We start from the raw sequence: 24,598 nt of genomic DNA on the forward strand, positions 1-24,598 counted from the left end.
TAGTAAAATCAAAATACCTGCATAGCCGACTGTAATATAAAAGTACTGCGCTTTTTCTTCAATACTCCTTTTAGAAACCTTTATACCATTCCAACGCTTTATTCTCTATTTCCTTAACGAGATCATCTTTCCCATCAATATAAGAACTAATTTCATAAGGAAATTGATTTGCTAATTTCACTTTCCATTGACCATAGCGATTGCGTTCACCTGGATGCTCTCTTAAGTATTCACGAAAGGCTAAATGCCTTGTAATTTGATGACTTCCTTCCTGATAGATATGAACATGATGTGTACGATTATCGCCACCTTTTTGAAAATACCTGCGTTGCGGAATACCATTTTCTCCTTTTGGTGTATAGCCGATTTCCTTCATTTGGTTATTATATGTATCAATGATGTCAATCTTTTTCACAATCGGCATTATGTCAATGATCGGCTTGGCGTGGAGTTCAGGAACTGCTGTACTTCCAATGTGATAAATAGCTGTACACTCTCCACCAAAGATTTCTTTCAGCTGCTCCGCTTCCGTGGCAAAGATCGACGGCCATATATTCTGATACGTGCAGACCTTTACTCTTCTCAACGTTCCACTTCCTTCTGCCTCAGATAATTCTTCGCCATAAAATAGGCATTGGCAGTGAATAACTGTGACTTTATTTGCTTGGTTGTCATTTGATAGCCAAACTGCTCAAAATCTACCATTCTCACTTTGACATCTTCTGTCTCATCTAAGTCTTGCTGATAGGCTTGGAACGCTTCCAAAAGCAGAAAGGTTTTTACAGAATTGTTTTGCGTTGCTGGATTAACCATGAATTCCCCAAGAAGGATTGGCTTTTGTTCACTGATATAGCCCGTTTCTTCCTTTACTTCCCGGACTATTCCTTCTTCATCTGTTTCATTCCCTTCCTTTTTACCAGCAGGAACTTCTAAGAAAAAGTCTTCACCCACATGACGATATTGCTCTACCAGTACTAACTTATAATCTTTCGTCAGAACAATAGCATTTATCCAAGCCGCATATTCATTGACATAATAGTCTTCTATCACAGTGCCGTTCGGTAATTCGCAACTATCTTTTCGGATATTACCAAAAGGACTTTTATGAAGATACTTTGATTCTAGCGTTTTCCATCTGTTCATTACTAACCTCCAGACTGTGGCATATCTATCCCTACTACTTTTTCATATGCTTCACCTAGATGACGATACTTAATAATCACTTGATTTACGCGCTCTTGATGTACCAGTGTGATGGCATAAGTGATTAGATCTGCTTCTTCCATACCTTGCTGAACCTTTTCAAATTGTCTGTTAGGATCAGTATCAGGTTCCAGATTTACATTTGATACTTCTTTAAAAATGAATCCTTTCTCCTCGGCACCCTTAAAGTTTCCCGAAACAATCATGCCTTTATCATGATTACTTACTTGCATTTTCACTTTTTCAGGCTGCTGATCATTATTTACCAGTACCTCTTCGATATGAATATCGCCAAACTTACTATTATTTCCGACTTCCACTAGCGCTATCTCTTTGCCTTCCGGGAAACCTTTTCCTAACGATCCAACACCTAATGGGGCCGAAATATCCATATTAGAAAAACTTCCCGCGAAAAACAAGGCAATCAAACTCACACAATTTATTACTATCTTCCGCAAAAAATCCCACCTTTTTATAAGTGCACGAAATAATTTTAACATAATTTCCCACAAAAAGAACCCCTTCGATGATGTAAGGGGTGCTTAAGAATCAAATCTTTGTCACGGTATAATGATCATGTAAATAGGCCCAATTTTGCGGTGCTGGCAAATTTAACTGCCAGTAAGTAACACCTAATAACTGATATAAATCAACGACGTTATACTTCGCCTGGTAACTCCTGCTATCCTCAAACCAGACGATGTGCTCTTCCGTCCCGTCCCAATAACGATACCAAGGCGAGGCTGCCGGCTGATTATAGGCAATCACGGTATTCGCTGCGATCGCCTGGTCTTGTGCTCCGTTGACCGACAAAGCGGTGGTATTGTTATCACTCACCCGCCAATCATAACCGTACAAAGGAAAAGCAATTTGCAGCTTACGGGAATCAATCAGGCTCGTTGCATACTGGACAACTTCATTCATCCACCACAACGGCGCTACTGGATCAGGCGGGCCACCTGGATAGCCATAATCAATCGTCATGATGGCTACAATGTCTGCTATTGCTCCAATCTGCTGGTAGTCATAGGCACCAACAATCCGATTGGTTGGCAAGTCCTCTGATTTGGCATGGACATTTACATGTAAAATCAAGGACCCGAGCGCCGCTTTCAATTCCTGCAAAAAGGTATTAAAATTTTGTCTTCTTGCAGGTGGGATAAATTCGATATCGAGCGAAACACCGCCATATCCTTTTTCATTCACGAAACGCATTAAACTATCAATTAAGTTCCGGCGATAAACAGGGTTAGCAAACACGTTGCCTGCTAATTCCGCATCAAAATCCTCTGCTGTAAAATTACGAATCATCAATAATGGTGTAACACCGAGCTGATTACTTTCGCGCACCACTTCTGTATCATCTAACAATACATAGGCATAGCCTTCGTCAGTAAATGAATAAGACACCACGGCCACATACGTAAGCAAATTCGCTAACGAGCGGATAACCGTTAGCACAGATTCCTGTGAATAGGGAATCACAAAACCTAAAGTCTCTATTTGAGGTCTCATTGCTGTTGGAATCATCAGTATCTGTCCTACATATAATGCAGCAGGATTAAGACCAGGGTTTGCCTGTATGATCGCTTCAATCGTCGTATTATAACGATTTGCCAGCTGCCAGATGGTATCGCCGGCTTTCACCATATATGCTCTATTCTGAATAACAGGTACATTCGGAATATAAAGTGCCAGTCCAGGGATGATTGTATTGGCAGAAGGTAATCCATTCACTTCCATAATAGTAACGATCGGAAGCTGATAAAGATTTGCAATTTGCCACAACGATTCCCCACTTTTTACAACATGGATGGTCATACTTTTCCCCTCCCTGTACCTAGTTTATGGTCTGGCATTGGCTAATTAGTACATAAACTTAGGAGGAAGTGAACTTACTCGATACCTACCTCATAAATCGGCACAACCTGAATCGATGCAATCGCAGCGGTCACTTTTTCCGCTACTTCTGTCCGGGCCGCCATTGATGAATCACTTTTAACCGCTACCCCTTCCTTAATCGGAGAAATATAAAGATACATCCCTTTTTCCAGTAATTCTTTTTCAAATCGTTTTAACCCTATTTCCCATGTGTCCTGATTGGCAAAATGATCGTGAATCAGCTCTCCATCAATAAATGCATAGCCAATGTCCCCTTCATAATCGATTTTCAACAATAATTCTTTTACATTGGCAAAAGCCGTTGGGGCAAAGGTGATGACCGCTTTGTTATCTGACCTGTAATCGACATCAAAGCCAATCTCTTCCTTGATAAATGGGACCTTGTACTCCGTAAATATGGCTTGTTTATCTGCTAACGGTGGAAAAGTTGCCAAGTCGATGCTATCGGCCCCTTCGCTTTCTAATCTTAGTCCGGATTCACCGGCTAGCACATTTGCTTTTGTCAAGAGAATGCGGTCATCCACCTTCCAAAACTGCATACTTTGCTCATGCGTAAGCGTACAAATATGAACCATTTCACCCTGATTTGTCGTTATATCCAACCGGGTCAGCTTCTGTGGCAGGTTAACCCTGATATCTTTATCCTTTCGCTCAATCGTTCCATCCGCTGCATGTATTTCGCGAATCCCAGCAGTATCTAACACGTATTCACTTCTCATCCCTTTTGGCGTGAAGAAAAAATAATACGTTTCGCCCTGATAGCTCGTTTCCGTAATCAGTTGATTGGTCGCATAGCGAAGGTGGATACCATCCAGATCAATATGAAATGGCAGGATACAATTTTCATCTTTCGCTAAGGATAATGAAGCAAATCGGATAAGGTCATCCCCACGCTTAAGTTCAATGGTAAAGTCCTTCTGATCCTTCGTCTCGATATGATCCTGAAAATTATTAATATAGAGAAAGCCCGACTTTCCATCTGTACGAACCGCATACCGTACCGTATCGATGTCTTCCGGCTGAATTTCCTCCGTTGGTAAAATTGTTTTCGTGCTGGCAAAGCTTTTTCCGTATTGCTGGTAGAATAAGTGCTGTCTTTTCAAACGGTGATAGGAATCCCTGACTTGTCCGAATTCACCGATCGGTGCCTGGTAGTCATAACTTATTTTCGGTGTGACCGTCTCATTTAGAAATGGTGTATGCTTCCCCTTCGGATTCGAGCCGCCATGGAACACATAATAGCCGACAAAATTACAACCGCCCGCTACTTTTATCGAACTTAATGCATCGACACTTGGATAAGGCAACTGAAAACGATAATAGTAAAACACCGTCATGCCACCGCCCATTTCAGCACAGGCATATGGCACACTTTCCGGCTGATAAGCAGGCTCAAAATCAAACGTCTCGGGTACCTGATTGTTATGGTAATCTCGAAAGATAAAGCTAGGCGTTGCTGGATGCTTTTCTACCTCTCCATAAAAAATCCACGGCCAGTAGGCATAGCCACCCCACAAGGGCAGAACAGTATTTGTCGGGGCAGCCGCACCACCCCAGCCAGTTGCACTGTATATCGGCGTATCGATTCCGACTTCTAGCGCAAGCTTTTTCAGTTGCTTGATGTGTGCTTCACCGTCCGTGCCAGCCTCCAGCCACTCATTGCTCGTCCCTGTCGTCATTTCCCACGGTGCACCAGCATGCTGAAATTCATTTTCCAACTGCGTACTGATGATTGGACCACCCTCTTTAAACAGAAGCCCGTCTACTTGTTTGCCTATTTGCTGAAAAAGTCTCTTCACATAATAAAGGTATTCCTCATCATTCGATCGCAATGAAAATGGACGGCCAAAGAGCCAATCCGGCATGCCGCCATTCCTTGCTTCTCCATGATTAAAAGGACCGATCCGAATATTAACAAGCAATTGATGCTTGGCACACAACTCGATAAATCTTCTGACGTTTTTATTGTCTTCCCATACAAAGCTTCCTTGGGTTTCTTCATGGTGATTCCAAAAAATATAAGTTGAGATAATGTTGATGCCACTCATTTTCATTTTAATTATTTCATCTTCCCAGAATTGTTCATAGTAACGGCTAAAATGAAACTCTCCACTAATACCGAAAAATGGCTGCTGATTCCATTCCATATAATAATTAGTGAAGCTGATCGTGTCACCGGTCTTATTTTGTTGATGAAAATTGGTTAATGCCGGATAAATTTCTTTCGGTTCTGTTGTAATATCCAATTGATAGGTACGCATAAGTTCCTCCTATACTTCCTCCGTAATACTGTCATTATATAAAAGAAACCGTTCACACTCTATTGATTATATTCGGTTTTTGATGGATTATATTCTGTTGCTCCTAATAAAAGAGCAGTTCAATTAGTTGATAATGTTACATATCACCTTTATAATTAATAATATGTAACATTAGGAGGCGTAATTATGGAATTTGTCCATCCGATCAAGGACCCAAAAGCCATTAATGAAATCAAACAGCACCTACTTCGTCATTCAAAGCGGGATTACCTGTTTTTTGTTCTAGGTATCAACACCGGTCTCCGATTATCCGATTTACTCACCCTCAACGTGAGAGATGTCTGGGATGGACAGCAAGTAACGTCTTATCTCTACCCCAACGACAGTGACACACCTTTTTTCCTCAATCAAAATGCGCAGAACGCGATTTTTGACTATGTACACATGAAAGATTTTCAGCCTGACCATTTTTTATTTCAATCAAACAAAGGAAATGCCCCTATCACCCGTCAACAAGCATACCGAATCATAAAGAAAGCCGCTGAAGCAATTGGTGTACAAGAAAACATCGGTGCGCACACACTAAGAAAAACATTTGGCTATCATGCCTACAAAAAAGGAGTAGCGATATCCTTACTGCAGAAAATGTTCCACCACGCGTCCACCAATGAAACATTACATTATTTAGATATTCACGATAACAATGACTCCATTATTCAGATTGATGTAAATCTATAAAAAAGGAGGAGTTACAATGGACCATGCATTACTATCGTTAGAAGACTTCATGTTTATCGCCTCCATCCTGTTAATTACTGGTGTTCTAACAACAAAAATATCTTCCAAACTAGGAGTTCCTTCCTTGATTCTGTTTATCATTGTCGGTATGATCAGCGGCAGTGAAGGGTTAGGTCTGATTTATTTTGATAATGCCAGACTTGCTCAGGTAATTGGTATTATCGCATTAGTCATTATTTTATTTGAAGGTGGTTTACAAACGAGCTTCAAGACCGTGAGATCTGTTGCTAAACCAGCCTTATCCCTAGCTACACTAGGCGTATTAATCACAACATCGATTGTCGCTGTAGCTGCAAAGCTCATTCTGGACATTAGCTGGCTGGAGGCTTTCTTATTTGGTTCGATCGTTGGTTCGACCGATGCGGCAGCTGTTTTTTCTGTGTTAAAAGGACAGAATGTGAAGGAAAGATTAGGTGCCACATTGGAAGTAGAATCTGGTACGAATGATCCGATGGCTGTCTTTCTAACGATCTCGTTTATTGAGTTATTAACGAACGACAGTCCATCCTACTTGTTAATCTTCGGCTCTTTCTTTTGGCAAATGGGAATGGGGTTATTAATTGGTTTTCTTGCTGGTAAACTAGGAATCTTCGCTATTAATCGCGTCAACTTAGAGTCGAGTGGTTTGTATCCTGTATTTGCGGTCGCTTTCGCACTTCTGGCATACAGTATTACGAATTTCGTAGGAGCAAGTGGTTTATTAGCGGTGTATTTAGCGGCCATGTTCATCGGGAATGCCGACCTTACCTATCGTCACTCGATTATCAAATTCCATGAAGGCTTTGCCTGGATCATGCAAATTGTGATGTTTATTATTTTAGGGTTACTCGTTTTCCCTTCCCAATTATTAACCTTTGACGTGATTTGGAAAGCTGTCCTGCTCGCTGTAACCTTAATTATTATCGCCCGACCGATTGCCGTTTTCCTTTCGACAACCAGAATGGGATTCAAATGGCGGGATAAATTATTCCTAGCTTGGGCAGGACTGCGAGGTGCCGTTCCAATCGTTCTGGCCACCTATCCGCTCATTGCCGGAATCGAAAACAGTCCAATGATCTTTAACGTTGTATTTTTCGTTGTCTTGACGTCTACCTTATTACAAGGCTCAACTATCGCTTACTTCGCAAAGATATTTAAACTGACAGGTCCAAAGAAAGTGGAACCACGTCATTCATTGGAATTGGTTTCGATAGGCAAAGCCAATGCCGAAATAATGGAATATGAAGTCAACGAAGAATCACCGATTAACCAGTCCATCATCAAAAACATCGATTTCCCTGATGATGTCCTGATCAATGCCATCATCCGAAAAAACGAACTCGTCACACCTAGTGGTGATACAGTGATCGAAACCGGCGATATCCTGTATATTCTGGTTTCGAAGAAGAGTAAGCCGACGATGAACCGGTTGTTGAAAAGTTAGGATGACGAAATAAGAAGTTCTGTTTGTTAATGTATGCAGCAAGATAGTGAATTCGTACGTCAGTACCCGCTTTCGATCAATAGGTGATTAAAGTGGAGTGTTATTGTCCGATCGGAGTGCTCTTTCGACCAAAGCATGCTACACTTCCCGGGTGTTTGTATTTACTTCATAAGAAAAACCGGGCATAAATCATCCGGACCTAGTTGACTTAATTAATAAACAACTTCCTATAATATGGATTATGTCAACTAAGGCTATATGGCAAAACGGTCATTTTGAAAATTTTATCTGCTTAGCAAAGCTCCGGAAATAGGCTCCGCGTCCTGTGGGCACGGCTTCAGCTAATTTATGAAAGAAAATTCTTTTCTTTCATAAATGGATCTTCAGCTCGCGCTGATTCCACGGGAGTCTCCGCCTATTTCCTACGCTTAAGGGAAGTGCTACAACGTATATAAAAGTGAAAAGCAGAGGTGCTAGGCATTATCCATATTAAAGATGAGGTATAGACACTAAAGGATACCGAACAAAATACTAGCTGTATTATTAATTGTAGAGCAAAGCCATAGCGTAGGCCAACCACGTAGACTCCCGCGGGATTATGCAGGCGCTGAAGATCCACTTTGTGAAGTGCCCTTCTTCACAAAGTTAGCTTCAGCCGTGCCCCGCAGGACGCGAAGTGGTTGGCCGGAGTGGTATCCCAGCACATTAAATATCTCAATATGGATGCTCGGCTAGCAATGGCTAGTGGACATAATCCATATTATAGGAACCTATCTTCCTATTCAGCATGATTACTTCTACATCGAGATCCTTCATTGTTAAAAATTATACTTTCCTGCCGTAAAGCACGAATCTAGTTCGATGAGTTCCCGGTATCTTCGTTATTTTTTTTGTTTCAAAAACCCTTTGTATTGAAAAACTTTTCAAAGTTATAATCTTAAACATCCATCCTATCAAGCGGAATATACATTTCAAGAACAAACCATTCTCCCTGCAGTTTCGCTTCCATTTTTCCATTCATTTTTTCGATAATCTGTTTGGATAAATACAGGCCCAGGCCGCTAGATTCTGTATTGGTTCTGCTGGTAACTTCCGTATAAAATCGCATAAAAACTTTTTCGATAGCGATTTTGCTATCAGGTTTGATGTCATTTTCCACTCGTAAAATAAGATACTGGTGATCACTTTGATAACTGATTATTGCTTTGCTTTTGGCATAACGCAAGATGTTTTGAACGAGGTTCTGAATAACCCGTATTAACATCAGCTTATCTCCAATAATACGTTGTGAATCAATTTGTTCTGGAAACCGGACCTCTATTTGCTTATCCTCAAATTGCTCATAATAATCTAGAAAGATTTCCTCCACTAGTTTTGGAAATAACAGTGAACGCAACTCCAAATCCTTTTGGTTCGTTTCGATCCGTGCTAAATCATAAAAATGCTCGGTCATATCCAACAGCCGCTTGATCGATTGTTCGATGATAGGTAAATAATGTGCTTTTTTCTTGTCATCGGTTGTTGTTTGCAACAGCTGCACATAACCATTCATCGCAGTCAGTGGTGTCCTTAAATCATGAGAAAGACCGACAATCGATACTTTCACGTTTTCCTCCATCTGTTTTGTTTGCTGGTTTTTCGCTTCAAACGCATCGATCATCTCATTCAATTCATCGACTAACTCCAGCAATTCCTTCGTACGGAAATCGAGATATAAACGACTGCCAAAGCTGGAATGATCCGGAAGCGCGCGAATATCCTTTTTTAGTTTTCTTAATTCTCGCTTAAGGAAAAAAAGATAGAAAAGAAGCGCTAAGGAAAGAAATACAAATACCAATCCCCACATCACGAATACTTCCTCTCACTAATCAAATTTAAAGCCAATCCCCCACACTGTTTTAATATAATTGGTATCTTCCACATTTAGCTTTTGACGCAGATTACTGATATGCATGTTAATCGTTTTATCATTTGCTAAAAACGGTTCGTTCCACACACTTTCATAAATGTTAGCACGACTGAATACTTTGTGCGGATGGGCAAGCAATAGAAGCAGAATCGCATATTCACGTCCTGTGAGATGAATGACTTGTTTATTACACTTGACCTCACGTGTATCGATATTCACACTGATATTCTTGTATTGTACTTCCTTTATCATGCTATCCGTTGCTTTTTCAGCATGACGCAGTTGTATCTGCACGCGGGCCAGTAATTCCTTCACATCAAACGGTTTGGTAATGTAATCATCTGCTCCACTCGTCAGCAGCTCTAATTTAGAAGCTTGTGCATTGATTGCGGAAATTACAATCACTGGCACCGTTGAACTGTTACGGATGTCTTCCAGAAAAACATCTCCATTCATTCCGGGAAGCATCAGATCCAACAGCACTAAATCGATCTGATATTGCTCAAACAGCAATTTCCCTTCCGTTCCCGAAAAAGCACTTATCGTGGTGAATCCTTCTAATTCGAGCGCCTCTTTTATTAAAGAGTGAATGGCTTAATCGTCTTCCATAATTAATATCGTTGTCATATTATCGCCCTACTTTATATCTGTTCGTTTGAATATAACAATTCCTATGATCGATGATATCATGATTGTAATCAAACTTACTAGCATCATCTCAGGGTATCTTGCCACATCTTCAGTACTTGCGAAATTGAAATAAAACAAAAAGGATTCCGTAAACCAATAAGTCACTTGTTTAAAATGTTCGGTTTGCTGAAAGATCCCTGCACCAAATCCTGTGGCCAATGTATATAGAAAACTCCAAATCAGCGAAACCGCACTGTTTTTTGTCAGAAAGGTAATCATCACATAAATCGAAACATTTGCCAGAATCAATAAGTAAAGCGTGCCGAACGATTGAACAGCATAGACGGCATAATTATTTATTTCCGCCACTTCACCAAATCCAAATACAGCGGAATAGCTGATCATACCAATCACCGCCATTATCAGTACACCAACTAATGAAAGAATCGCGGCAATGACTAGCTTCGACGCATAATAGTGGGTACGACTCCTTCCTAGTGACAACGCATTTCGAATTGTGCCGTTTTGAAATTCTTCTCCTATAAACAAATTAATAAATGCACTTAATACGAGCAGTACGGTTAATCCATTCTTCTTGATCATCAGTACACCTGTTGCACCATTGATGACTGTGTCAATTACTTGGACCAGCTCGTTCCCATAATGCACCGTCATTTTGCTGTTGGCTACTTGGATAATAGGAAGAATCGCCAATATAGCTAGAACTATGATTAGTTTTCTACTTCGGAATAATTTAATTCTTTCTGCTGTAAGAAGATTAAGCATGCTCGCCACCACCTGTTAATTGTAAAAAGTAATCTTCTAATTTTTGCCGCGTTGTTCCTATTCGGGACACCTTCACATTAGCCAGAACCAACGCATGATTGATGTCCGCGACGTTATCCAATTGTTCATAAATATATATTTCCGTCCCATTTATTACTTCATAATCCTTCACATTTAATTGATCGAGAACGACGATTGCTTGCTGCACATCTGCTGTTTCCAACTCCATGTACTGACGCGTTTTGCCTGCCAGCTCTTCCTTCGAAAATTCACTGATTAACTCTCCATCGTGCAAAATACCATAATGGGTCGCAACCTGTGACAATTCATCAAGCAAATGACTGGAAAGCAATACCGTGATGCCTCGTTCTGTCACCAATCGTTGAATAATCGACCGCATTTCGACAATACCGGAAGGATCAAGTCCATTCGTCGGTTCATCGAGTATTAAGAATTCAGGATTGGTAATTAAAGTAGAAGCGATCGCCAAACGCTGACGCATTCCTAATGAGAAGTTTTTTGCTTTCTTTTTACCTGTATCGCTAAGGTTCATTAATTGCAGTAAATAGTTAATTTCCCGTTCACTTACCCCACCATTTGCCGCTTGAACTTGCAGGTTTTCTCTAGCGCTCAGGTTAGGATAAAGTGCTGGTGTTTCAATCGATTGGCCCATTTTTCTCCTTGCCTGCTGTAATTCCTTCACTCCAGATTGACCAAATAATTCAAGCGCTCCCTCATCCGTAGAGATTAGGCCCATGACGGTTCGCATGAACGTAGATTTCCCCGCTCCATTAGCCCCGATCAATCCATAAATCATCCCGCGTTTAATCTTCAGACTCACTTTATTTAACGCCCGGTGTGAGCCGTATATCTTTGAAATATTCGTAGCTTTCAGAATCGTATCTGACATAAGCACTCTCTTCCTTTCAATCGTAATATCTATAGCATAAATGACAGTTATCAATAATTTGACTAGAAAAGTATAAAAAAAGTGTAAAGATTTACTCTTTGTGTACGGAACTACCTGAAATACGAATTATGCAATCTAGCAGCTTAGTGGTCATTTTAAATTGATTCATGTGCCGGGATTCTGCTCTTCGCGGGAGTCTATGTGCCGGCCTGTGCTTATCTTTTTAAACACTACAAATATCTGGTGACTGCTCCCCACTTTTGGTTCCTTTCTCGCTAAACGATACAAATCTCTGATAGCTGCTCCCACTTTTGGTTCCTTTCTTGCTAAACGATACAAATCTCCGGTGGATGCTTTCCACTTTTGTTTCCTTTCTTGCTAAACGATACAAATCTCTGATGGCTGCTCCTCACTTTTGGTTCCTTTCTTGCTAAACGATACAAATCTCTGATGGCTGCTTTCCACTTTTGGTTCCTTTCTCGCTAAACAATACAAATCTCTGATGGCTGCTCCCCACTTTTGGTTCCTTTCTTGCTAAACGATACAAATCTCTGATGGCTGCTTCCCACTTTTGGTTCCTTTCTTGCTAAACGATACAAATCTCTGATGGCTGCTCCCCACTTTTGGTTCCTTTCTTGCTAATCGATACAAATCTCTGATGGCTGCTCCCCACTTTTGGTTCCTTTCTCGCTAATCCATACAAATATAGTAAAAGAACTTTCTGATATTGCTTTTTATTATCTTACTAATGCGAATGATTATATCGTTTTCATTCTTATTAGAAAAGCGCAAGCACCCGTATAGAAACATAGCGACTGAGGTATCACAATATGCAAGTGATGCCGATGATAATTTCGCCTAAGAGCATAAGGACGACTGATCCTCTGATCGGCAAGTATTCTTCATCGTAAAGGATGCAGGAAGTCGGCTAGTTTCTGTGTGCTGTAGCTGGACATGGCTGGTCATGTTAAAAGGCGGCACAAAATTTCTTATACTTGGTACATACTAATTTTCACTACGTCGAACTTCTTCATTGCTAAAATTTTGTATAAACAAAAACGATACAAGGCCATCTCTCACCTTGTATCGTTCTACACTTATTTCTTCAGTTTTTTCAGTGCATCTGCTAAAGCGGTGTTGGCGAAATCATCATCCTGCTTTTTCAGATACTTATTAACGTCCCGTTTCGTTGCTTTATTCTTTCCTTGTTTTTCTTTCCGTTTCTGGAAGGTGGATAATTTCTCGCGATATCCACATACACAAGAGAAGGTCTGGGCATCTCCCTGTCCTCTCATTTCCATACGCTTGTGACAATTTGGACAGCGGGCATTTGTTTTCTTCGCGATCGGTTTACGTTCGCCGCACTCGCGATCCTGACAGACGAGCATGCGTCCTTTTTTGCCATTAACTTCGAGCATTAACTTGCCACATTTCGGACATTTCGTGCCGGTCATATTATCGTGCTTATACTTGGCGTCACTTGTTTTTACCTGATGGACCACTTCTTTCGTATAGCCTTTGATTTCTTGCAAGAACGCTTCTTTCTTCAGCTTACCATTTGCAATTTGAGTTAGCTTCTTCTCCCACTCAGCCGTTAACATTGGCGAACGCAAGTCATCTGGCACAAGGTCTAACAGCTGTTTCCCTTTTGACGTTAAATAGAGATACTTGCCTTTTTTCTCCATATAAAACGTATTGAACAGCTTCTCAATGATGTCCGCTCTGGTTGCAACGGTACCGAGACCACCTGTTTCCTTTAATGTTTTGGTGGCATGCTTTTCATTATCCTGGAGGAACTTCGCCGGGTTTTCCATTGCACTTAGTAACGTACCTTCTGTCAGACGCTCTGGTGGCTTCGTTTCGCCTTCTGTCATCGTTAATGTCGGCTGTTTCCAAGTATGATTTTCACTGATGTTACCGATTTTTTGTTCGTCATCCTGTTCCTGTTCATCATTATAGACTTTCTTGTAACCTAAATCGATCACACGTTTACCGCTTGCCGTGAACGTCTCACCTGCTAAATCAGCGGTTAATTGGATTTGTTCAAACTGAAAAGGCGGAAGCAGGACAGCTAAGAAACGTTTGATCACCAGGTCATAAATCTTTTGTTCCTGATCTGATAATTTCGATAAGTAGACAGGTTCTTCTGTCGGAATAATCGCGTGGTGATCGGAAACTTTGGCATTGTCGACAAATGATTTATTGGCCTTGATCGGCTGCTTTTTAATTTGATTGGCTGCTTTGGCATATGGACCAACACCACAGCTTGCCACTCGTTCTTTTAACGTTGGAACAATATCCGTTGAGATATATTTGGAATCCGTACGCGGGTATGTTAATACTTTATGCTGTTCATACAATTTCTGCATAATCGATAACGTTTGTTTCCCGGAAAAACCAAAAATACGGTTGGCATCGCGCTGCAAATCGGTTAAGTCATATAACGTTGGCGCATAGTTTTTTTTCTGCTTTTTATCGATGCTGGCTACTTTGAGCGGCTGGTTTTGCAGCTTTGATACAAGCTGTTTCGCCTTTTGCTGATCAAATATGCGCTTTTCCCCTTTCGGATGCTGCCAGGTTAACGTAATCCCGTCGTTGGTCTTCGCTTTGATCTGATAAAACTTCTTCGGCTTAAATTGTTTAATTTCTTTTTCTCTTGTTGCGATCATCTCTAATGTTGGTGTTTGCACACGACCACTCGATAATTGCGCGTTAAACTTGGTCGTTAATGCTCTTGTTGCGTTCAATCCTACATACCAATCGGCTTCAGATCTTGCGACGGCTGAAGCATAAAGATTATCATATTGTTTGGCTGGCTTGAGATATTGGAAGCCTTTCTTAATTGCCTGGTCCGTTACAGACGAAATCCACAAACGCTTGACCGGTTTATTGATCCGAACTTTATCCAGGATCCAGCGTGCAACCAGTTCCCCTTCACGTCCGGCATCTGTTGCAATGACAACATCCTTGACATCTTTACGAATCAATTGACTTTTGACCGTTTGAAATTGCTTTCCGGTTTTCTTGATGACGACCAGCTTCAAGTTTTGTGGAAGCATCGGCAAATCATCAAGATTCCATGTTTTATACTTATTGTCGTATGCCTCAGGATCCGCTAATGTCACTAAATGGCCAAGCGCCCACGTCACAATGTAGGAAGAACCTTCTAAATACCCGTTGCCCTTTTTATTACACTTCAGTACACGTGCAATATCACGACCTACTGAAGGTTTTTCTGCAATTACTACTGTTTTACTCATATATACAATCCTTTCTCATACCTTCACTTCTTTACAGGATAAGCAGCGAACCTCTTGATATGTTCACTTTATCGAACTTTCTTGCTACTCATTCGAAAACTTTTTGACACGTACTTATACTTTAACATACGTCATTTTTTATCACGGTGCAAACCGTCCGTAATACCCCCACTGATTGAAGTCTCACTTTATTTTAACACGACAATGCGTATAGTGGAAAAGGGATGAAGAAGCTGTTTTCGGAAAGGGGGTCAGATTGCGTATACGAAATGGCAAGATTCGCATATGCTGTACAAGGGGTGGTTGATTATGAGTGCAGAATTGCTAGGTATTATTATTGCATGCTTATCTCTAATCACTGCTTTCATGGGTTATCAGCTCAACAAACAAAGACAGAAATTACAAGCCGATCAACATATGAAATCGGAAACCGAAAAAGAAGCAGAGGTTCGCACTTCTCTTCTCTATATTAGCAGAGGAGTAGATGATATTAAGGTCGATTTAAAAGCCAACGAAAAAGTAGTCGCAGAAATATCGGAGCGAGTAACCAGATTGGAGGAATCGACCAAGCAGGCACATGATCGAATTAATGAAATAAGTCCCAAGAAGCGGTGATATTATTATTAATTGTGAAAATTACCATCGTTAGTTCTGTTACCTATGCAGGAATCAGACAAGCCATCATCGAATTATATAGTTATAACTTATTTTTATAGGAGGAACTTCATACGATGGTCAAACAACGCATAAGTCTTATTACCATAGGCGCTTTCGATTTACCAATGCTTCGCTCTTTCTATCAGAAATTAGGCTGGGTGGAAACAGCGTTTAGTTCCGATAGCTATGCAGCCTTTCAAACAGCTGGTGTTATGCTTACCCTTTTTCCAGTGGAAGAACTAGCCAATGATGCCGGTATCACATTAGAAAAAAAACCGGAGAAATTCCATGGTGTAACCTTCGCGATTAATGTAGACAGTGCCGAGGAAGTGGATCAGACCATGGATGCAATCAAAGAAGCCGGAGCCACCATCCTCCGTAAACCAAGTGATGCTTTTTGGGGTGGAAGAACAGCTTATTTTGCTGATCCTGAGAATAATATTTGGGAAGTAGCTTGGAATCCATCTGCTGTCTTTGATGAAAGAGGCGCCATGTTAACTTTCTAACAGTGGAAGTATTACGGACGGTTAGCGCCGTAATAAAAGGAGCAGGAGTCTAATGAATAGCTTTACACTAACAGTTTTTCTTTGGCAAATTTGTCTCGTACTATCGATCGTAATGGTTCTGTTTGGTCTGTTCAAAAAATCATGGCTGTTTATGCTGATCAGTATGTTTACCTCGTTACCCATTGCTTATTATTTTTCCGGTGCAAATAATGGATGGAAAATGGTTGCAGCCATCCCCTTTTCCTGTTTATATTTGCACTGTATTATTGGATCCGACGAGACACCAGCATAAATCAGTAGGGTATTACGGACGATTAGCACCGTGATTAAATCCCGAAGGAGGAATGGATGATGGAGCCACCGAAACATATTGTGTCAGCAGCTTCCGTTATACGCAATGATAAGAACGAAATCTTATTGATAAAAGGACCAAAAAGAGGATGGGAAATGCCTGGTGGGCAAGTAGAAGAAGGCGAATCGCTGCAAGATGCTGCCATTAGGGAAACAAAAGAAGAATCAGGAATCGATGTGGAAATCATCCAATTCTGCGGCATCTTTCAGAATGTCAATCGTTCGATATGTAATACTTTATTTCTGGCAAAAGCAGTCGGCGGACAGCCCACTACCAGTCCAGAAAGCTTAGAGGTTGGCTTCTTCCCAGTTGATCAGGCATTGAAAATGGTGACATGGGGGAATTTTCGGGAACGAATAGAACACTGCTTGAATCACGAAAAACAGCCATTTCTTGTGACATTCTAAATTTAGGACCGGGCCTTACCAGCCCGGTTTTAATTGACATAAATAATAGACAACTTCCTATAATGTGGATTATGTAAAGTAGAGCTATCTGACTTTGCTGTCATTTTGATAGATTTGATGTGCTTTACAAAGCTCCGGAAATAGGCTCCGCTTTAGGGAAGTGCTACAACGATCGGCACAGCTAAAAGCAGTAGCACTAAACATGATACATCTAACAATGAGGTAAGACACAGAAGCATAGCACTCTATATACTAGCAGTGATATTAGTTGTAGAGCTAAACTTTAGCGTAGGCCAACCACGTAGACTCCCGCGGGACAGGCAGGTGCTGAAGATCCACAACGTCTGCACCTACGTCTACTAGTAATGCTTCGAAGTAGGCTTCCTCGGTGCAAGGCAGCAAAGAAGTAACGCAAGTAGTAGCCTAGCTTCAGCCGTGCCCCGCAGGACGCGAAGTGGTTGGCAGGAGCTGTATTCTAGCACATGAATCATTTCAAAATAAATACTAAGCTGTTAGTTTACATAATCCACATTATAAGAACTACTCTTTTATCTATTAAAATAAAGTTCTGATCAACGGACAACGATGATCAGAACTTTTTGCTTATTCAAGCTTATCAAATTCCAGCTTCATCTGTTCATAGTTTAATGGACCGAATACAAAAAACTGAATGATGCCATCGGAATCGATAATATAGGTTGTCGGAATCGGTCTTATTTCATATCGTTTACTAACCTTCCCGTCTTCATCCAGCAAAATCGGAAACGTTAAGGCATATTCCTTTTGAAAATCGGGGACATTCTGCGTGTTTGTTTCGGTATCGGTTAAGTTGATTGCTAATACTGCTGCTCCTGTATCTTCGTGGAATCGTTGCATATCAGGCATCTCCGAGCGGCACGGTCCGCACCATGTTGCCCAAAAATTCAACAGGACAGGCTCTCCACGAAAATCGGATAATCGTACCGTTTCACCAGCTAAGGTCTGCAACTCAAAGTCTGGTGCCAGATTACCGATTTGTAAACCTACATCCTTCTCTTCAGCGCTTGAATCCTGTTTCACAAAGTTAAACACTGCCCATACAGCCATTGCTAACAACATAACGATTGGTAGTATTTTTTTCATTATAAGTTACCTCCTGTATGCAGGATGTCCTATTACAAGGCATACTCTATAACTACTAATATGTGATAGCACAGCAAATAATGTCAGCTTACCCAGCAAGTTTTATACGATTACAAGATGTCCATCCACATTTTCACCGCTGTTCCGACGATTAATAGTGCCAAGATCATTTGCAATAAACTTGTATTTATTTTCTTACCCGTCATCGCACCCAAAGGTGAAGCAATCAAACTAGCAATGACCATAATCAGCGCTGGATAATAGTCAATTTGTCCAGAAGTCATTTTTCCAAGTGTTGTCCCAATTGACGAAATAAATGTAATCGCTAAAGAAGAAGCAATCGTCATTCTTGTGGGAATCTTCAAGACTACCAGCATAATCGGCACTAATAGAAAAGCTCCTGCTGCTCCGACAATCCCCGCTCCTACTCCGACCAAAAGTGATAAGGCAACTGCCAGTCCTTTTGAGAATGTAACTTGCTCCAGTGGTGTTTCATCCATTCCTTTCTTTGGCAGAAACATTATGACCGCAGCTATTAATGCTAAGATACCATACGTGATGTTAATTCCTGCTTCTGATAACAAACGTGATCCAAAACTACCTATAAAGCTACCAATTAAAATACTGATTCCCATATACAGAATCAATGCTTTATTGACATATCCACCCTTACGATATACCCAGACACCACCAATCGTCGCGAAAAAAACCTGGACAGCGGTAATGCCAGACACCTCATGTGCAGTAAAGGCAGTGAACCCTAACAATGACGGAATATATAATAACATCGGATAATTGATAATCGATCCACCAATCCCGATCATTCCTGAGATAAAAGAGCCGGCAAAACCTATCAGAAAAATGGTGATGAGAAACATTGCATCCATCCTTACACCTCCTATAAAGCAGAAGGGGAACCGTTAGAGGTTCCCACTTCTTTGTTTATCCTTTTTTGATCCAGAAAGTAAACACACCATTTTCTTCTTTACTATCTAATAAAACATGACCGCCCGATCTGGTCCACGCTGTTAAATCACTTTTGGCACCTTTGTCTGTAGCCTGCACTTCCAAAATATCACCTGATTCAACCATTTCCATTTCTTTTTTTGTCTTGACGATCGGCATTGGACACGCCAACCCTTTTGCATCTACTATTTTTTTACTATCCATTCGTTATCCTCCTCTAATTATTGCACTGCACAGCGATTAGGTCCTACTTCCATCTCACGTTGCTCTTCCATATCCGGATTTACTTTCCCCATATTGGTGTCACGGATTTGTTGATGGGCATTTGGTTGTGGCGGAAGATTTTCTGTCACCATCTTGCGAAACTTCTCTTCATCAGCGACTTGCAGCCCATGATTGTAGGCAAAAAGAGTTGCTAATTTCGCTGCAACCGTTCCATCATCATTCATTTCATCGTTTGTCATAAAATGTGCAGGTAACACGAGCAGCTCCCCTGCTAATGCTCGATATCGCGAATAAAGGGTTTCTCTCAGATCAGCAACCCAATCGTTTGCTTTACCAGCCAGGTCAGGTCGGCCAATTGAATCGATAAACAATATATCACCAGTTAACAGGTAGCGATCCTCAACGATAAAAGAGGTCGAACCTACTGTGTGACCTGGTGTGTAAAGCGGCTGAATATCGATCACAACATCGCCAATAGTAATCGTATCTCCATCTTGTAAGGCGTGATAATCAAACGTTACTTCCGTTGCATCTTTCGGCGGCAGCCAATAGTTCGCACCAGATGCCTTTGCCAGCTTACGTCCTCCCGAAATATGATCAGCATGCAGATGGGTGTCCATTACATGGGTGATCCGGACACCTTTTTCTTTAGCAAAATCCTGATATATGTCGATCATTCTCGTGGCGTCAATAATCGCTGCTTCGTCAGCCGAAATCACCATATACGAAAGACAACCTTTGCCAATCCGTATAAACTGATAAATTTCACCAGCTTCTCCAATGTCACCGATCTTCACAGGTTCTAAGTGTTCACTCCAGGCTTTCATCCCACCTTCCAGGTAAAATACATCCAGCCCTTTATCCGCCAGCATCTCCGCCACCATTACCGATGACGGCTGTTTAGCACAGACAACTACAATTTCTTTATCTGTTGGCAATTGATCGATAATCGATTCGACACCTTCTAAAAGGTCAAAATATGGTACATTTAAATAGTCCAAATGCTCTCCTTCAATTTTCCAATCTTCATATGCCTCTTTGTTTCTAACATCTAAAATAAATAATGAATCTTTGTTAAATATACGTTTTACTAACTCCGCAGACTTCATAGCTGTTATGGTCATCTTTTTTTACCCCCTACGGTATTAACAGATATCTAATAAAAGCAGATGAATGCTCTGTTTCCATCTGCACCTACTCAATTCGTTTCTGTTGGTCCGTCCCATTCGCTCATACCTGGGACGACATTATACACTTGCTTGTATCCGTTCGCTGCTAGCTTTTGAGCAGCTAGATCACTTCGGCTACCTGTGCGGCATACGATATAGACGTTTTTGTTTGGATCTACCTCGGTCATTCGGTTGTCGATTTCACCTAATGGAACAGATACCGCTCCTGGTATATGGTCAAAAGCATATTCTGCTTCTTCCCTAACATCAAGGACCAACAGCTGTTCACCTTCAGTAATTTTATTTTTTAATGCTTGATTACTGATGATATCCGGATGCTTTCTTTCCAAGTTATCATCATTGGATGATTTTCGAAGATAATGCTTGAGTACTTCTCCTTCTTCTATCGTTCCAAGATATTGATGACCAGCACTTCTTGACCAGGCTGCCAAATCTGCTTTCGATCCTTTATCTGTTGCCTGTACTTCGATCACTTGTCCATCCTGCATATCTGATATACCCTGTTTTGTTTTGACAATTGGCATTGGACAAGCTAATCCTTGCGCATCCACTACCTTATCTGCTTGTATCATCTTGCTCTCGCCTCCCATATACCTATCAGGGTATTTTACCCCTATGGGTATAAATTTACTACCTTTCTTTTCTTCTGTCAAGTTCATCATTTCTTGAATTTTCAGCAAATGTCTCTATCTATCTACTATTGTTTTCGATATAATAAGGGTTGGAAACGATCACATATACTAGAGAAAAGAATAGGGGACATAACATGAAAACTATTACTTGGCGTTCATTTTTCATGGTGTTGTTTGGAAACATCCTGATTGGTTTAGCTGTAGCTATTTTGCGAGTAAGTGCCTTAGGTACAGACCCTTTTACTACGATTAATTTAGGATTAAGCAGTCTGTTCGATTTGTCATTCGGAATGTATCAGTTATTTTTCAATATTATTTTATTAGCTGTCGTCATCCCTTTTTATCGAAAATCACTCGGAATCGGGACGATTGTGAATATGGTGGGAATCGGTTTTATATCGGATTTCTTTGTCTTATGTATGTCAATTATTACCGATGACTTATCTCATTTGGGGATACGGTTAATTTTGATGGCAGTGGCCTTCGTGATAGCCTGCTTCGGTGTCGCGTTATACATTACACCGGAATTAGGCGTTGCTCCTTATGATGCAATGGCGTTTGTCATTGAAAATGTATCGAAACAAAAAATACCATTCCCGATTGCGCGTATTACGACTGATGTCCTTTGCGTTGCCATTGGCTTTTCCTTTGGCGCCATCGTCGGTATCGCAACCGTTATCTTTGCCTTTTTCACCGGACCTCTCGTCCAATACTTCCGCCGCCACATCGCCGAACCGATGCTCAAGCAACGTGGCACGATGGTACCAGTGAAAAACTAGAAGTACAAGAATTCGCGAAATTAGCACCTAAATAATAATAAACGGGCATGTGAGACTTCAATCAGTGTGGGGGTTGACCCCCTACTGATTGCTATCAGGAAGTTATCGTCCGTTTATCTGTTCCTGTGTCTGCCAATATGGGCTTCCTCGGCACAAGGCAGCACTGATGCTATTCAAGTAGTAGCCTAACTGCAACCCGTGCCCCATAGCCGTCAAGTTAAGGTAATTCTTCTTATAGACAACTTTTGCTCTTTTCCTTAGCTTGACGGCTATGAGCAGTGCCCACAGGACGAGGAGCCTATTTCCGGAGCTTTGTAAAGCATCTCAAACCTATCAATATTACAGGAAAAAACTCCATGTTCTATATGTTTACTGCTGTAACTGCACTTATATACTTTCATACTGACACAAAAAGGACCGTCTCTCCAACGGTCCTTTTCTTTATATCTTATTCAAAATAAAAATACGAGAATAGAAATCCCCTACTGCCTCAAAGGCTTCGTATTCACGGAATTGTTCGTGGTCCAGCTGCAGGCCTGCTTCCATCAGCTCATCCCCATGAAAAACTCCCTCATAGCCTTCGATTTGATAATCGGCTTCTGGGTCCAACCCAACCAATTGTAACCGGATAAATCCGGGATTCGGGCGGCACAACACGTGATAGTCTGCGACGATTGCTTTTGATTTATCATTTGCTACCATTGTCCAGCTCGTGCGGTTGCCGTCTTGTTCAAACGGGCTGTGAATCCTGTAAAACGTACCAAATTGGAATAAATCGCGATGCTGTTTGTAAAAGTTAATTTGTTCTTTCATCTCGGCTTTTTCTTCTTCCGGCATTTGGGTAACGTCCAATTCATAACCAAACGCCCCAAAGTAGGCTACCTCAGCGCGGGTACGAAGGCTGGTCAGCCGACCTACCTGATGATTTGGAACCGCTGATACGTGTGCGCCCATCGCACTGACCGGGTACACAAGCGACGTGCCGTATTGAATTTTCAAACGTTCAACTGCATCGGAATCATCACTCGTCCAGGCTTGTGGTGCATAATATAGCATTCCCGGATCGAAACGACCACCACCACTTGCACAAGATTCGAACAAAATGTCCGGAAATGCACTTGTTAACCGTTCATATAGATCATAGACACCAAGAATATACCGGTGTGGTACTTCTTGCTGACGCGCTGCTGGCAATGCCACAGATCCAATTTCTGTCATGTATCGGTTCATATCCCATTTCACATAAGAAATTGGCGAATCACTTAAGATATCAGCCATCATCTCATATAAGGCATCGACCACTTCTTTTCTAGAAAAATCAAGGATATACTGATTCCTGGCGTGGGATAGATTGCGGTCTGGTACCTGAATAAGCCAATCTGGATGCTGTTCATACAATTCACTTACTTTCGAGATCATCTCCGGTTCAAACCATAATCCAAAATCCATATCCAGCGCCACAATCTTTTCCGCCAGACCCTTGATTCCATTAGGCAATTTCCGCTCGTCGACGAACCAATCACCTAATGAAGTCGTATCATCATCACGTTTACCAAACCAGCCATCATCAAGCACAAACAACTCTACACCCAATTCCTTCGACTGCTTTGCCATATCTACTATTTTTTCTTCATTAAAGTCAAAATAAGTTCCTTCCCAATTGTTCGTCAATACAGGGCGTGTTTGATTGCGCCATTTTCCTCTGACCAGACGATTTTGATATAAATCATGGAATTGCTGGCTCATGCCATTCAGCCCTTGATCCGAGTAAACCATTACCATCTCTGGCGTTTGGAAGCTTTCCTCTTTTTCCAATAACCAGTTAAAATCAAATGGATTAATACCTAGACTGACTCTCGAAACATCCAAATAATCCACTTCGACCTGAGCCAGGAAGTTACCACTGTACACTAAGCTAAATCCAAATGCATCTCCCTGAAACTCTGTTGTTGCAGGGCGCTTCAACGCAAGGAACGGGTTTTGATGACTGCTGCTGGCCCCTCTCGTGCTCGAAACACTTTGTATGCCAGATTGCAGTTTTCGAGTTTTCAAATGTCTCTCCCGAATCCAGGCACCTGACAGCTGAAGCATCTCGTAATCAGAGTCAAACAGGTCGACACTCGCGCTCATTGCTCGTGTTAATTGTAAGCCGTTTTGACCTTGGTTCGTGAATCGTGCACTTCTTACAATTGCATCCTGATCTTCAAAAACAGAATATAGCAACACCAGTTCAGCATCAATAACCTCATCATACATCGTTATTTCTATTGTCTCGACATTATCCCCTTTTTCGGCGTATGTTGCAGGTAAACCAGTAAGCTTTGGTTTACCAGTCAGGAGACGATGACTTCGGTATTGAAAATTAGTAATGCGGCTGCCGTTTTCCTGTAATACTTGAAAAGCAGGCTCTCTGTAATCCGTTGTTCCATAAGATGGATATTCCTGCTTCGTTTGTTCCAGTGAGAAGGACATATCGCCTTCCTTCACATAAGATGTATTTCCTCGATTCATTTTGACAAGCAGGTGTTCAAACGAATCTTTATGACGAATTTTTTTGCCATAATATAAATGCCCTAATTGTTCATTCTCCAATACATTAAAAATATAACTGGAGTTCTTCGTTTGCAGGTGGAATTCTTTTGTTAGCTGATTAATTATGATTGCCATGTTGATACTCCCT

The 24,598-nt window shown here is 41.2% G+C and carries 23 protein-coding genes; 7 read left to right on the forward strand and 16 right to left on the reverse strand.

What is annotated here, in order from left to right; all coding sequences use genetic code 11:
- Positions 1 to 70: 70 nt before the first annotated feature.
- The 5 genes from MUN87_RS09950 to MUN87_RS09970 form a co-directional block, all read right to left on the reverse strand.
- On the reverse strand, positions 71 to 586 hold the full coding sequence (locus tag MUN87_RS09950; protein WP_244747616.1) for a GrpB family protein: 516 nt from the start codon (positions 584 to 586) through the stop codon (positions 71 to 73).
- Positions 583 to 1,143 (reverse strand): NUDIX hydrolase, encoded by a 561-nt coding sequence (locus tag MUN87_RS09955; protein ID WP_244747617.1) that lies wholly within the window; start codon positions 1,141 to 1,143, stop codon positions 583 to 585. Before MUN87_RS09955 ends, MUN87_RS09950 begins: the two co-directional genes overlap by 4 nt.
- 2 nt (positions 1,144 to 1,145) lie before the next feature.
- On the reverse strand, positions 1,146 to 1,661 hold the full coding sequence (locus MUN87_RS09960) for a hypothetical protein (RefSeq protein WP_244747618.1): 516 nt from the start codon (positions 1,659 to 1,661) through the stop codon (positions 1,146 to 1,148).
- 91 nt (positions 1,662 to 1,752) lie between these two features.
- Complete coding sequence (locus MUN87_RS09965; RefSeq protein WP_244747619.1) at positions 1,753 to 3,024, reverse strand: LysM peptidoglycan-binding domain-containing protein; 1,272 nt, start codon at positions 3,022 to 3,024, stop codon at positions 1,753 to 1,755.
- Positions 3,025 to 3,098: 74 nt separating this feature from the next.
- Positions 3,099 to 5,366 carry a beta-galactosidase gene (locus MUN87_RS09970; protein WP_244747620.1) on the reverse strand — a complete coding sequence of 756 codons (2,268 nt, stop codon included), beginning with the start codon at positions 5,364 to 5,366 and terminating at the stop codon, positions 3,099 to 3,101.
- 186 nt (positions 5,367 to 5,552) lie between these two features.
- Here MUN87_RS09970 and MUN87_RS09975 point away from each other — a divergent pair, with 186 nt between their 5' ends.
- Both MUN87_RS09975 and MUN87_RS09980 read left to right on the forward strand, forming a co-directional pair.
- Positions 5,553 to 6,104 carry a tyrosine-type recombinase/integrase gene (locus tag MUN87_RS09975; RefSeq protein ID WP_244747621.1) on the forward strand — a complete coding sequence of 184 codons (552 nt, stop codon included), beginning with the start codon at positions 5,553 to 5,555 and terminating at the stop codon, positions 6,102 to 6,104.
- A gap of 16 nt (positions 6,105 to 6,120) precedes the next feature.
- Positions 6,121 to 7,587 (forward strand): potassium/proton antiporter, encoded by a 1,467-nt coding sequence (locus tag MUN87_RS09980; RefSeq protein ID WP_244747622.1) that lies wholly within the window; start codon positions 6,121 to 6,123, stop codon positions 7,585 to 7,587.
- Positions 7,588 to 8,524: 937 nt separating this feature from the next.
- Here the strand turns inward: MUN87_RS09980 and MUN87_RS09985 are convergent.
- The 5 genes from MUN87_RS09985 to MUN87_RS10005 all read right to left on the reverse strand — a co-directional run bounded on the left by MUN87_RS09985 (position 8,525) and on the right by MUN87_RS10005 (position 15,082).
- On the reverse strand, positions 8,525 to 9,433 hold the full coding sequence (locus MUN87_RS09985) for a sensor histidine kinase (protein ID WP_244747623.1): 909 nt from the start codon (positions 9,431 to 9,433) through the stop codon (positions 8,525 to 8,527).
- Positions 9,434 to 9,451: 18 nt separating this feature from the next.
- Positions 9,452 to 10,087 carry a response regulator transcription factor gene (locus tag MUN87_RS09990; protein WP_369414026.1) on the reverse strand — a complete coding sequence of 212 codons (636 nt, stop codon included), beginning with the start codon at positions 10,085 to 10,087 and terminating at the stop codon, positions 9,452 to 9,454.
- A 45-nt stretch (positions 10,088 to 10,132) separates the two neighbouring features.
- Positions 10,133 to 10,912: a DUF2705 family protein gene (locus MUN87_RS09995; protein WP_244747624.1), complete on the reverse strand. Its 780-nt coding sequence runs from the start codon at positions 10,910 to 10,912 to the stop codon at positions 10,133 to 10,135.
- On the reverse strand, positions 10,905 to 11,822 hold the full coding sequence (locus MUN87_RS10000; protein WP_244747625.1) for an ABC transporter ATP-binding protein: 918 nt from the start codon (positions 11,820 to 11,822) through the stop codon (positions 10,905 to 10,907). Before MUN87_RS10000 ends, MUN87_RS09995 begins: the two co-directional genes overlap by 8 nt.
- 1,097 nt (positions 11,823 to 12,919) lie before the next feature.
- The gene (locus MUN87_RS10005; protein WP_244747626.1) at positions 12,920 to 15,082 is read right to left on the reverse strand and encodes a DNA topoisomerase III; all 2,163 of its coding nucleotides are present in this window, start codon (positions 15,080 to 15,082) and stop codon (positions 12,920 to 12,922) included.
- A gap of 309 nt (positions 15,083 to 15,391) precedes the next feature.
- Here MUN87_RS10005 and MUN87_RS10010 point away from each other — a divergent pair, with 309 nt between their 5' ends.
- From MUN87_RS10010 to MUN87_RS10025, 4 genes are all read left to right on the forward strand, one after another.
- Positions 15,392 to 15,697, forward strand: coding sequence for a hypothetical protein (locus MUN87_RS10010; protein ID WP_244747627.1), 306 nt, complete (start codon positions 15,392 to 15,394; stop codon positions 15,695 to 15,697).
- Between the two features lie 116 nt (positions 15,698 to 15,813).
- Complete coding sequence (locus MUN87_RS10015) at positions 15,814 to 16,245, forward strand: VOC family protein (protein ID WP_244747628.1); 432 nt, start codon at positions 15,814 to 15,816, stop codon at positions 16,243 to 16,245.
- Positions 16,246 to 16,297: 52 nt separating this feature from the next.
- Positions 16,298 to 16,537, forward strand: coding sequence for a hypothetical protein (locus tag MUN87_RS10020; RefSeq protein ID WP_244747629.1), 240 nt, complete (start codon positions 16,298 to 16,300; stop codon positions 16,535 to 16,537).
- Positions 16,538 to 16,596: 59 nt separating this feature from the next.
- Positions 16,597 to 17,004, forward strand: coding sequence for an NUDIX hydrolase (locus tag MUN87_RS10025; RefSeq protein WP_244747944.1), 408 nt, complete (start codon positions 16,597 to 16,599; stop codon positions 17,002 to 17,004).
- Between the two features lie 603 nt (positions 17,005 to 17,607).
- On the opposite strand, the gene MUN87_RS10030 is transcribed toward MUN87_RS10025, so the two are convergent.
- From MUN87_RS10030 to MUN87_RS10050, 5 genes are all read right to left on the reverse strand, one after another.
- Positions 17,608 to 18,126, reverse strand: coding sequence for a TlpA disulfide reductase family protein (locus MUN87_RS10030; RefSeq protein WP_244747630.1), 519 nt, complete (start codon positions 18,124 to 18,126; stop codon positions 17,608 to 17,610).
- 110 nt (positions 18,127 to 18,236) lie between these two features.
- A complete protein-coding gene (locus MUN87_RS10035) occupies positions 18,237 to 19,013 on the reverse strand; it encodes a sulfite exporter TauE/SafE family protein (protein ID WP_244747631.1) in 777 nt (258 codons plus the stop codon).
- A gap of 55 nt (positions 19,014 to 19,068) precedes the next feature.
- The gene (locus MUN87_RS10040; protein ID WP_244747632.1) at positions 19,069 to 19,296 is read right to left on the reverse strand and encodes a sulfurtransferase TusA family protein; all 228 of its coding nucleotides are present in this window, start codon (positions 19,294 to 19,296) and stop codon (positions 19,069 to 19,071) included.
- Positions 19,297 to 19,313: 17 nt separating this feature from the next.
- Positions 19,314 to 20,441 (reverse strand): MBL fold metallo-hydrolase, encoded by a 1,128-nt coding sequence (locus MUN87_RS10045; protein WP_244747633.1) that lies wholly within the window; start codon positions 20,439 to 20,441, stop codon positions 19,314 to 19,316.
- A gap of 74 nt (positions 20,442 to 20,515) precedes the next feature.
- On the reverse strand, positions 20,516 to 21,079 hold the full coding sequence (locus MUN87_RS10050; RefSeq protein ID WP_244747634.1) for a sulfurtransferase TusA family protein: 564 nt from the start codon (positions 21,077 to 21,079) through the stop codon (positions 20,516 to 20,518).
- Positions 21,080 to 21,273: 194 nt separating this feature from the next.
- On the opposite strand from MUN87_RS10050, the gene MUN87_RS10055 reads away from it, so the two are divergent.
- On the forward strand, positions 21,274 to 21,918 hold the full coding sequence (locus MUN87_RS10055; protein WP_244747635.1) for a YczE/YyaS/YitT family protein: 645 nt from the start codon (positions 21,274 to 21,276) through the stop codon (positions 21,916 to 21,918).
- Between the two features lie 441 nt (positions 21,919 to 22,359).
- Here the strand turns inward: MUN87_RS10055 and MUN87_RS10060 are convergent, their stop codons facing one another.
- A complete protein-coding gene (locus tag MUN87_RS10060; RefSeq protein WP_244747636.1) occupies positions 22,360 to 24,585 on the reverse strand; it encodes an alpha-galactosidase in 2,226 nt (741 codons plus the stop codon).
- Between the last annotated feature and the right edge of the window lie 13 nt (positions 24,586 to 24,598).

The sequence above is a fragment of the Gracilibacillus salinarum genome (assembly GCF_022919575.1).
GTDB classification, from domain to species: domain Bacteria; phylum Bacillota; class Bacilli; order Bacillales; family Amphibacillaceae; genus Gracilibacillus; species Gracilibacillus salinarum.

Bases quoted from the DNA above. Each gene is read 5' to 3' on its own strand.
- MUN87_RS09955 (WP_244747617.1), bottom strand. From the start codon at position 1,143: ATGAACAGATGGAAAACGCTAGAATCAAAGTATCTTCATAAAAGTCCT.
- MUN87_RS09965 (WP_244747619.1), bottom strand. From the start codon at position 3,024: ATGACCATCCATGTTGTAAAAAGTGGGGAATCGTTGTGGCAAATTGCA.
- MUN87_RS09970 (WP_244747620.1), bottom strand. From the start codon at position 5,366: ATGCGTACCTATCAATTGGATATTACAACAGAACCGAAAGAAATTTAT.
- MUN87_RS09975 (WP_244747621.1), top strand. From the start codon at position 5,553: ATGGAATTTGTCCATCCGATCAAGGACCCAAAAGCCATTAATGAAATC.
- MUN87_RS09980 (WP_244747622.1), top strand. From the start codon at position 6,121: ATGGACCATGCATTACTATCGTTAGAAGACTTCATGTTTATCGCCTCC.
- MUN87_RS09985 (WP_244747623.1), bottom strand. From the start codon at position 9,433: ATGTGGGGATTGGTATTTGTATTTCTTTCCTTAGCGCTTCTTTTCTAT.
- MUN87_RS09995 (WP_244747624.1), bottom strand. From the start codon at position 10,912: ATGCTTAATCTTCTTACAGCAGAAAGAATTAAATTATTCCGAAGTAGA.
- MUN87_RS10000 (WP_244747625.1), bottom strand. From the start codon at position 11,822: ATGTCAGATACGATTCTGAAAGCTACGAATATTTCAAAGATATACGGC.
- MUN87_RS10005 (WP_244747626.1), bottom strand. From the start codon at position 15,082: ATGAGTAAAACAGTAGTAATTGCAGAAAAACCTTCAGTAGGTCGTGAT.
- MUN87_RS10010 (WP_244747627.1), top strand. From the start codon at position 15,392: ATGAGTGCAGAATTGCTAGGTATTATTATTGCATGCTTATCTCTAATC.
- MUN87_RS10015 (WP_244747628.1), top strand. From the start codon at position 15,814: ATGGTCAAACAACGCATAAGTCTTATTACCATAGGCGCTTTCGATTTA.
- MUN87_RS10020 (WP_244747629.1), top strand. From the start codon at position 16,298: ATGAATAGCTTTACACTAACAGTTTTTCTTTGGCAAATTTGTCTCGTA.
- MUN87_RS10025 (WP_244747944.1), top strand. From the start codon at position 16,597: ATGGAGCCACCGAAACATATTGTGTCAGCAGCTTCCGTTATACGCAAT.
- MUN87_RS10030 (WP_244747630.1), bottom strand. From the start codon at position 18,126: ATGAAAAAAATACTACCAATCGTTATGTTGTTAGCAATGGCTGTATGG.
- MUN87_RS10035 (WP_244747631.1), bottom strand. From the start codon at position 19,013: ATGGATGCAATGTTTCTCATCACCATTTTTCTGATAGGTTTTGCCGGC.
- MUN87_RS10040 (WP_244747632.1), bottom strand. From the start codon at position 19,296: ATGGATAGTAAAAAAATAGTAGATGCAAAAGGGTTGGCGTGTCCAATG.
- MUN87_RS10045 (WP_244747633.1), bottom strand. From the start codon at position 20,441: ATGACCATAACAGCTATGAAGTCTGCGGAGTTAGTAAAACGTATATTT.
- MUN87_RS10050 (WP_244747634.1), bottom strand. From the start codon at position 21,079: ATGATACAAGCAGATAAGGTAGTGGATGCGCAAGGATTAGCTTGTCCA.
- MUN87_RS10055 (WP_244747635.1), top strand. From the start codon at position 21,274: ATGAAAACTATTACTTGGCGTTCATTTTTCATGGTGTTGTTTGGAAAC.
- MUN87_RS10060 (WP_244747636.1), bottom strand. From the start codon at position 24,585: ATGGCAATCATAATTAATCAGCTAACAAAAGAATTCCACCTGCAAACG.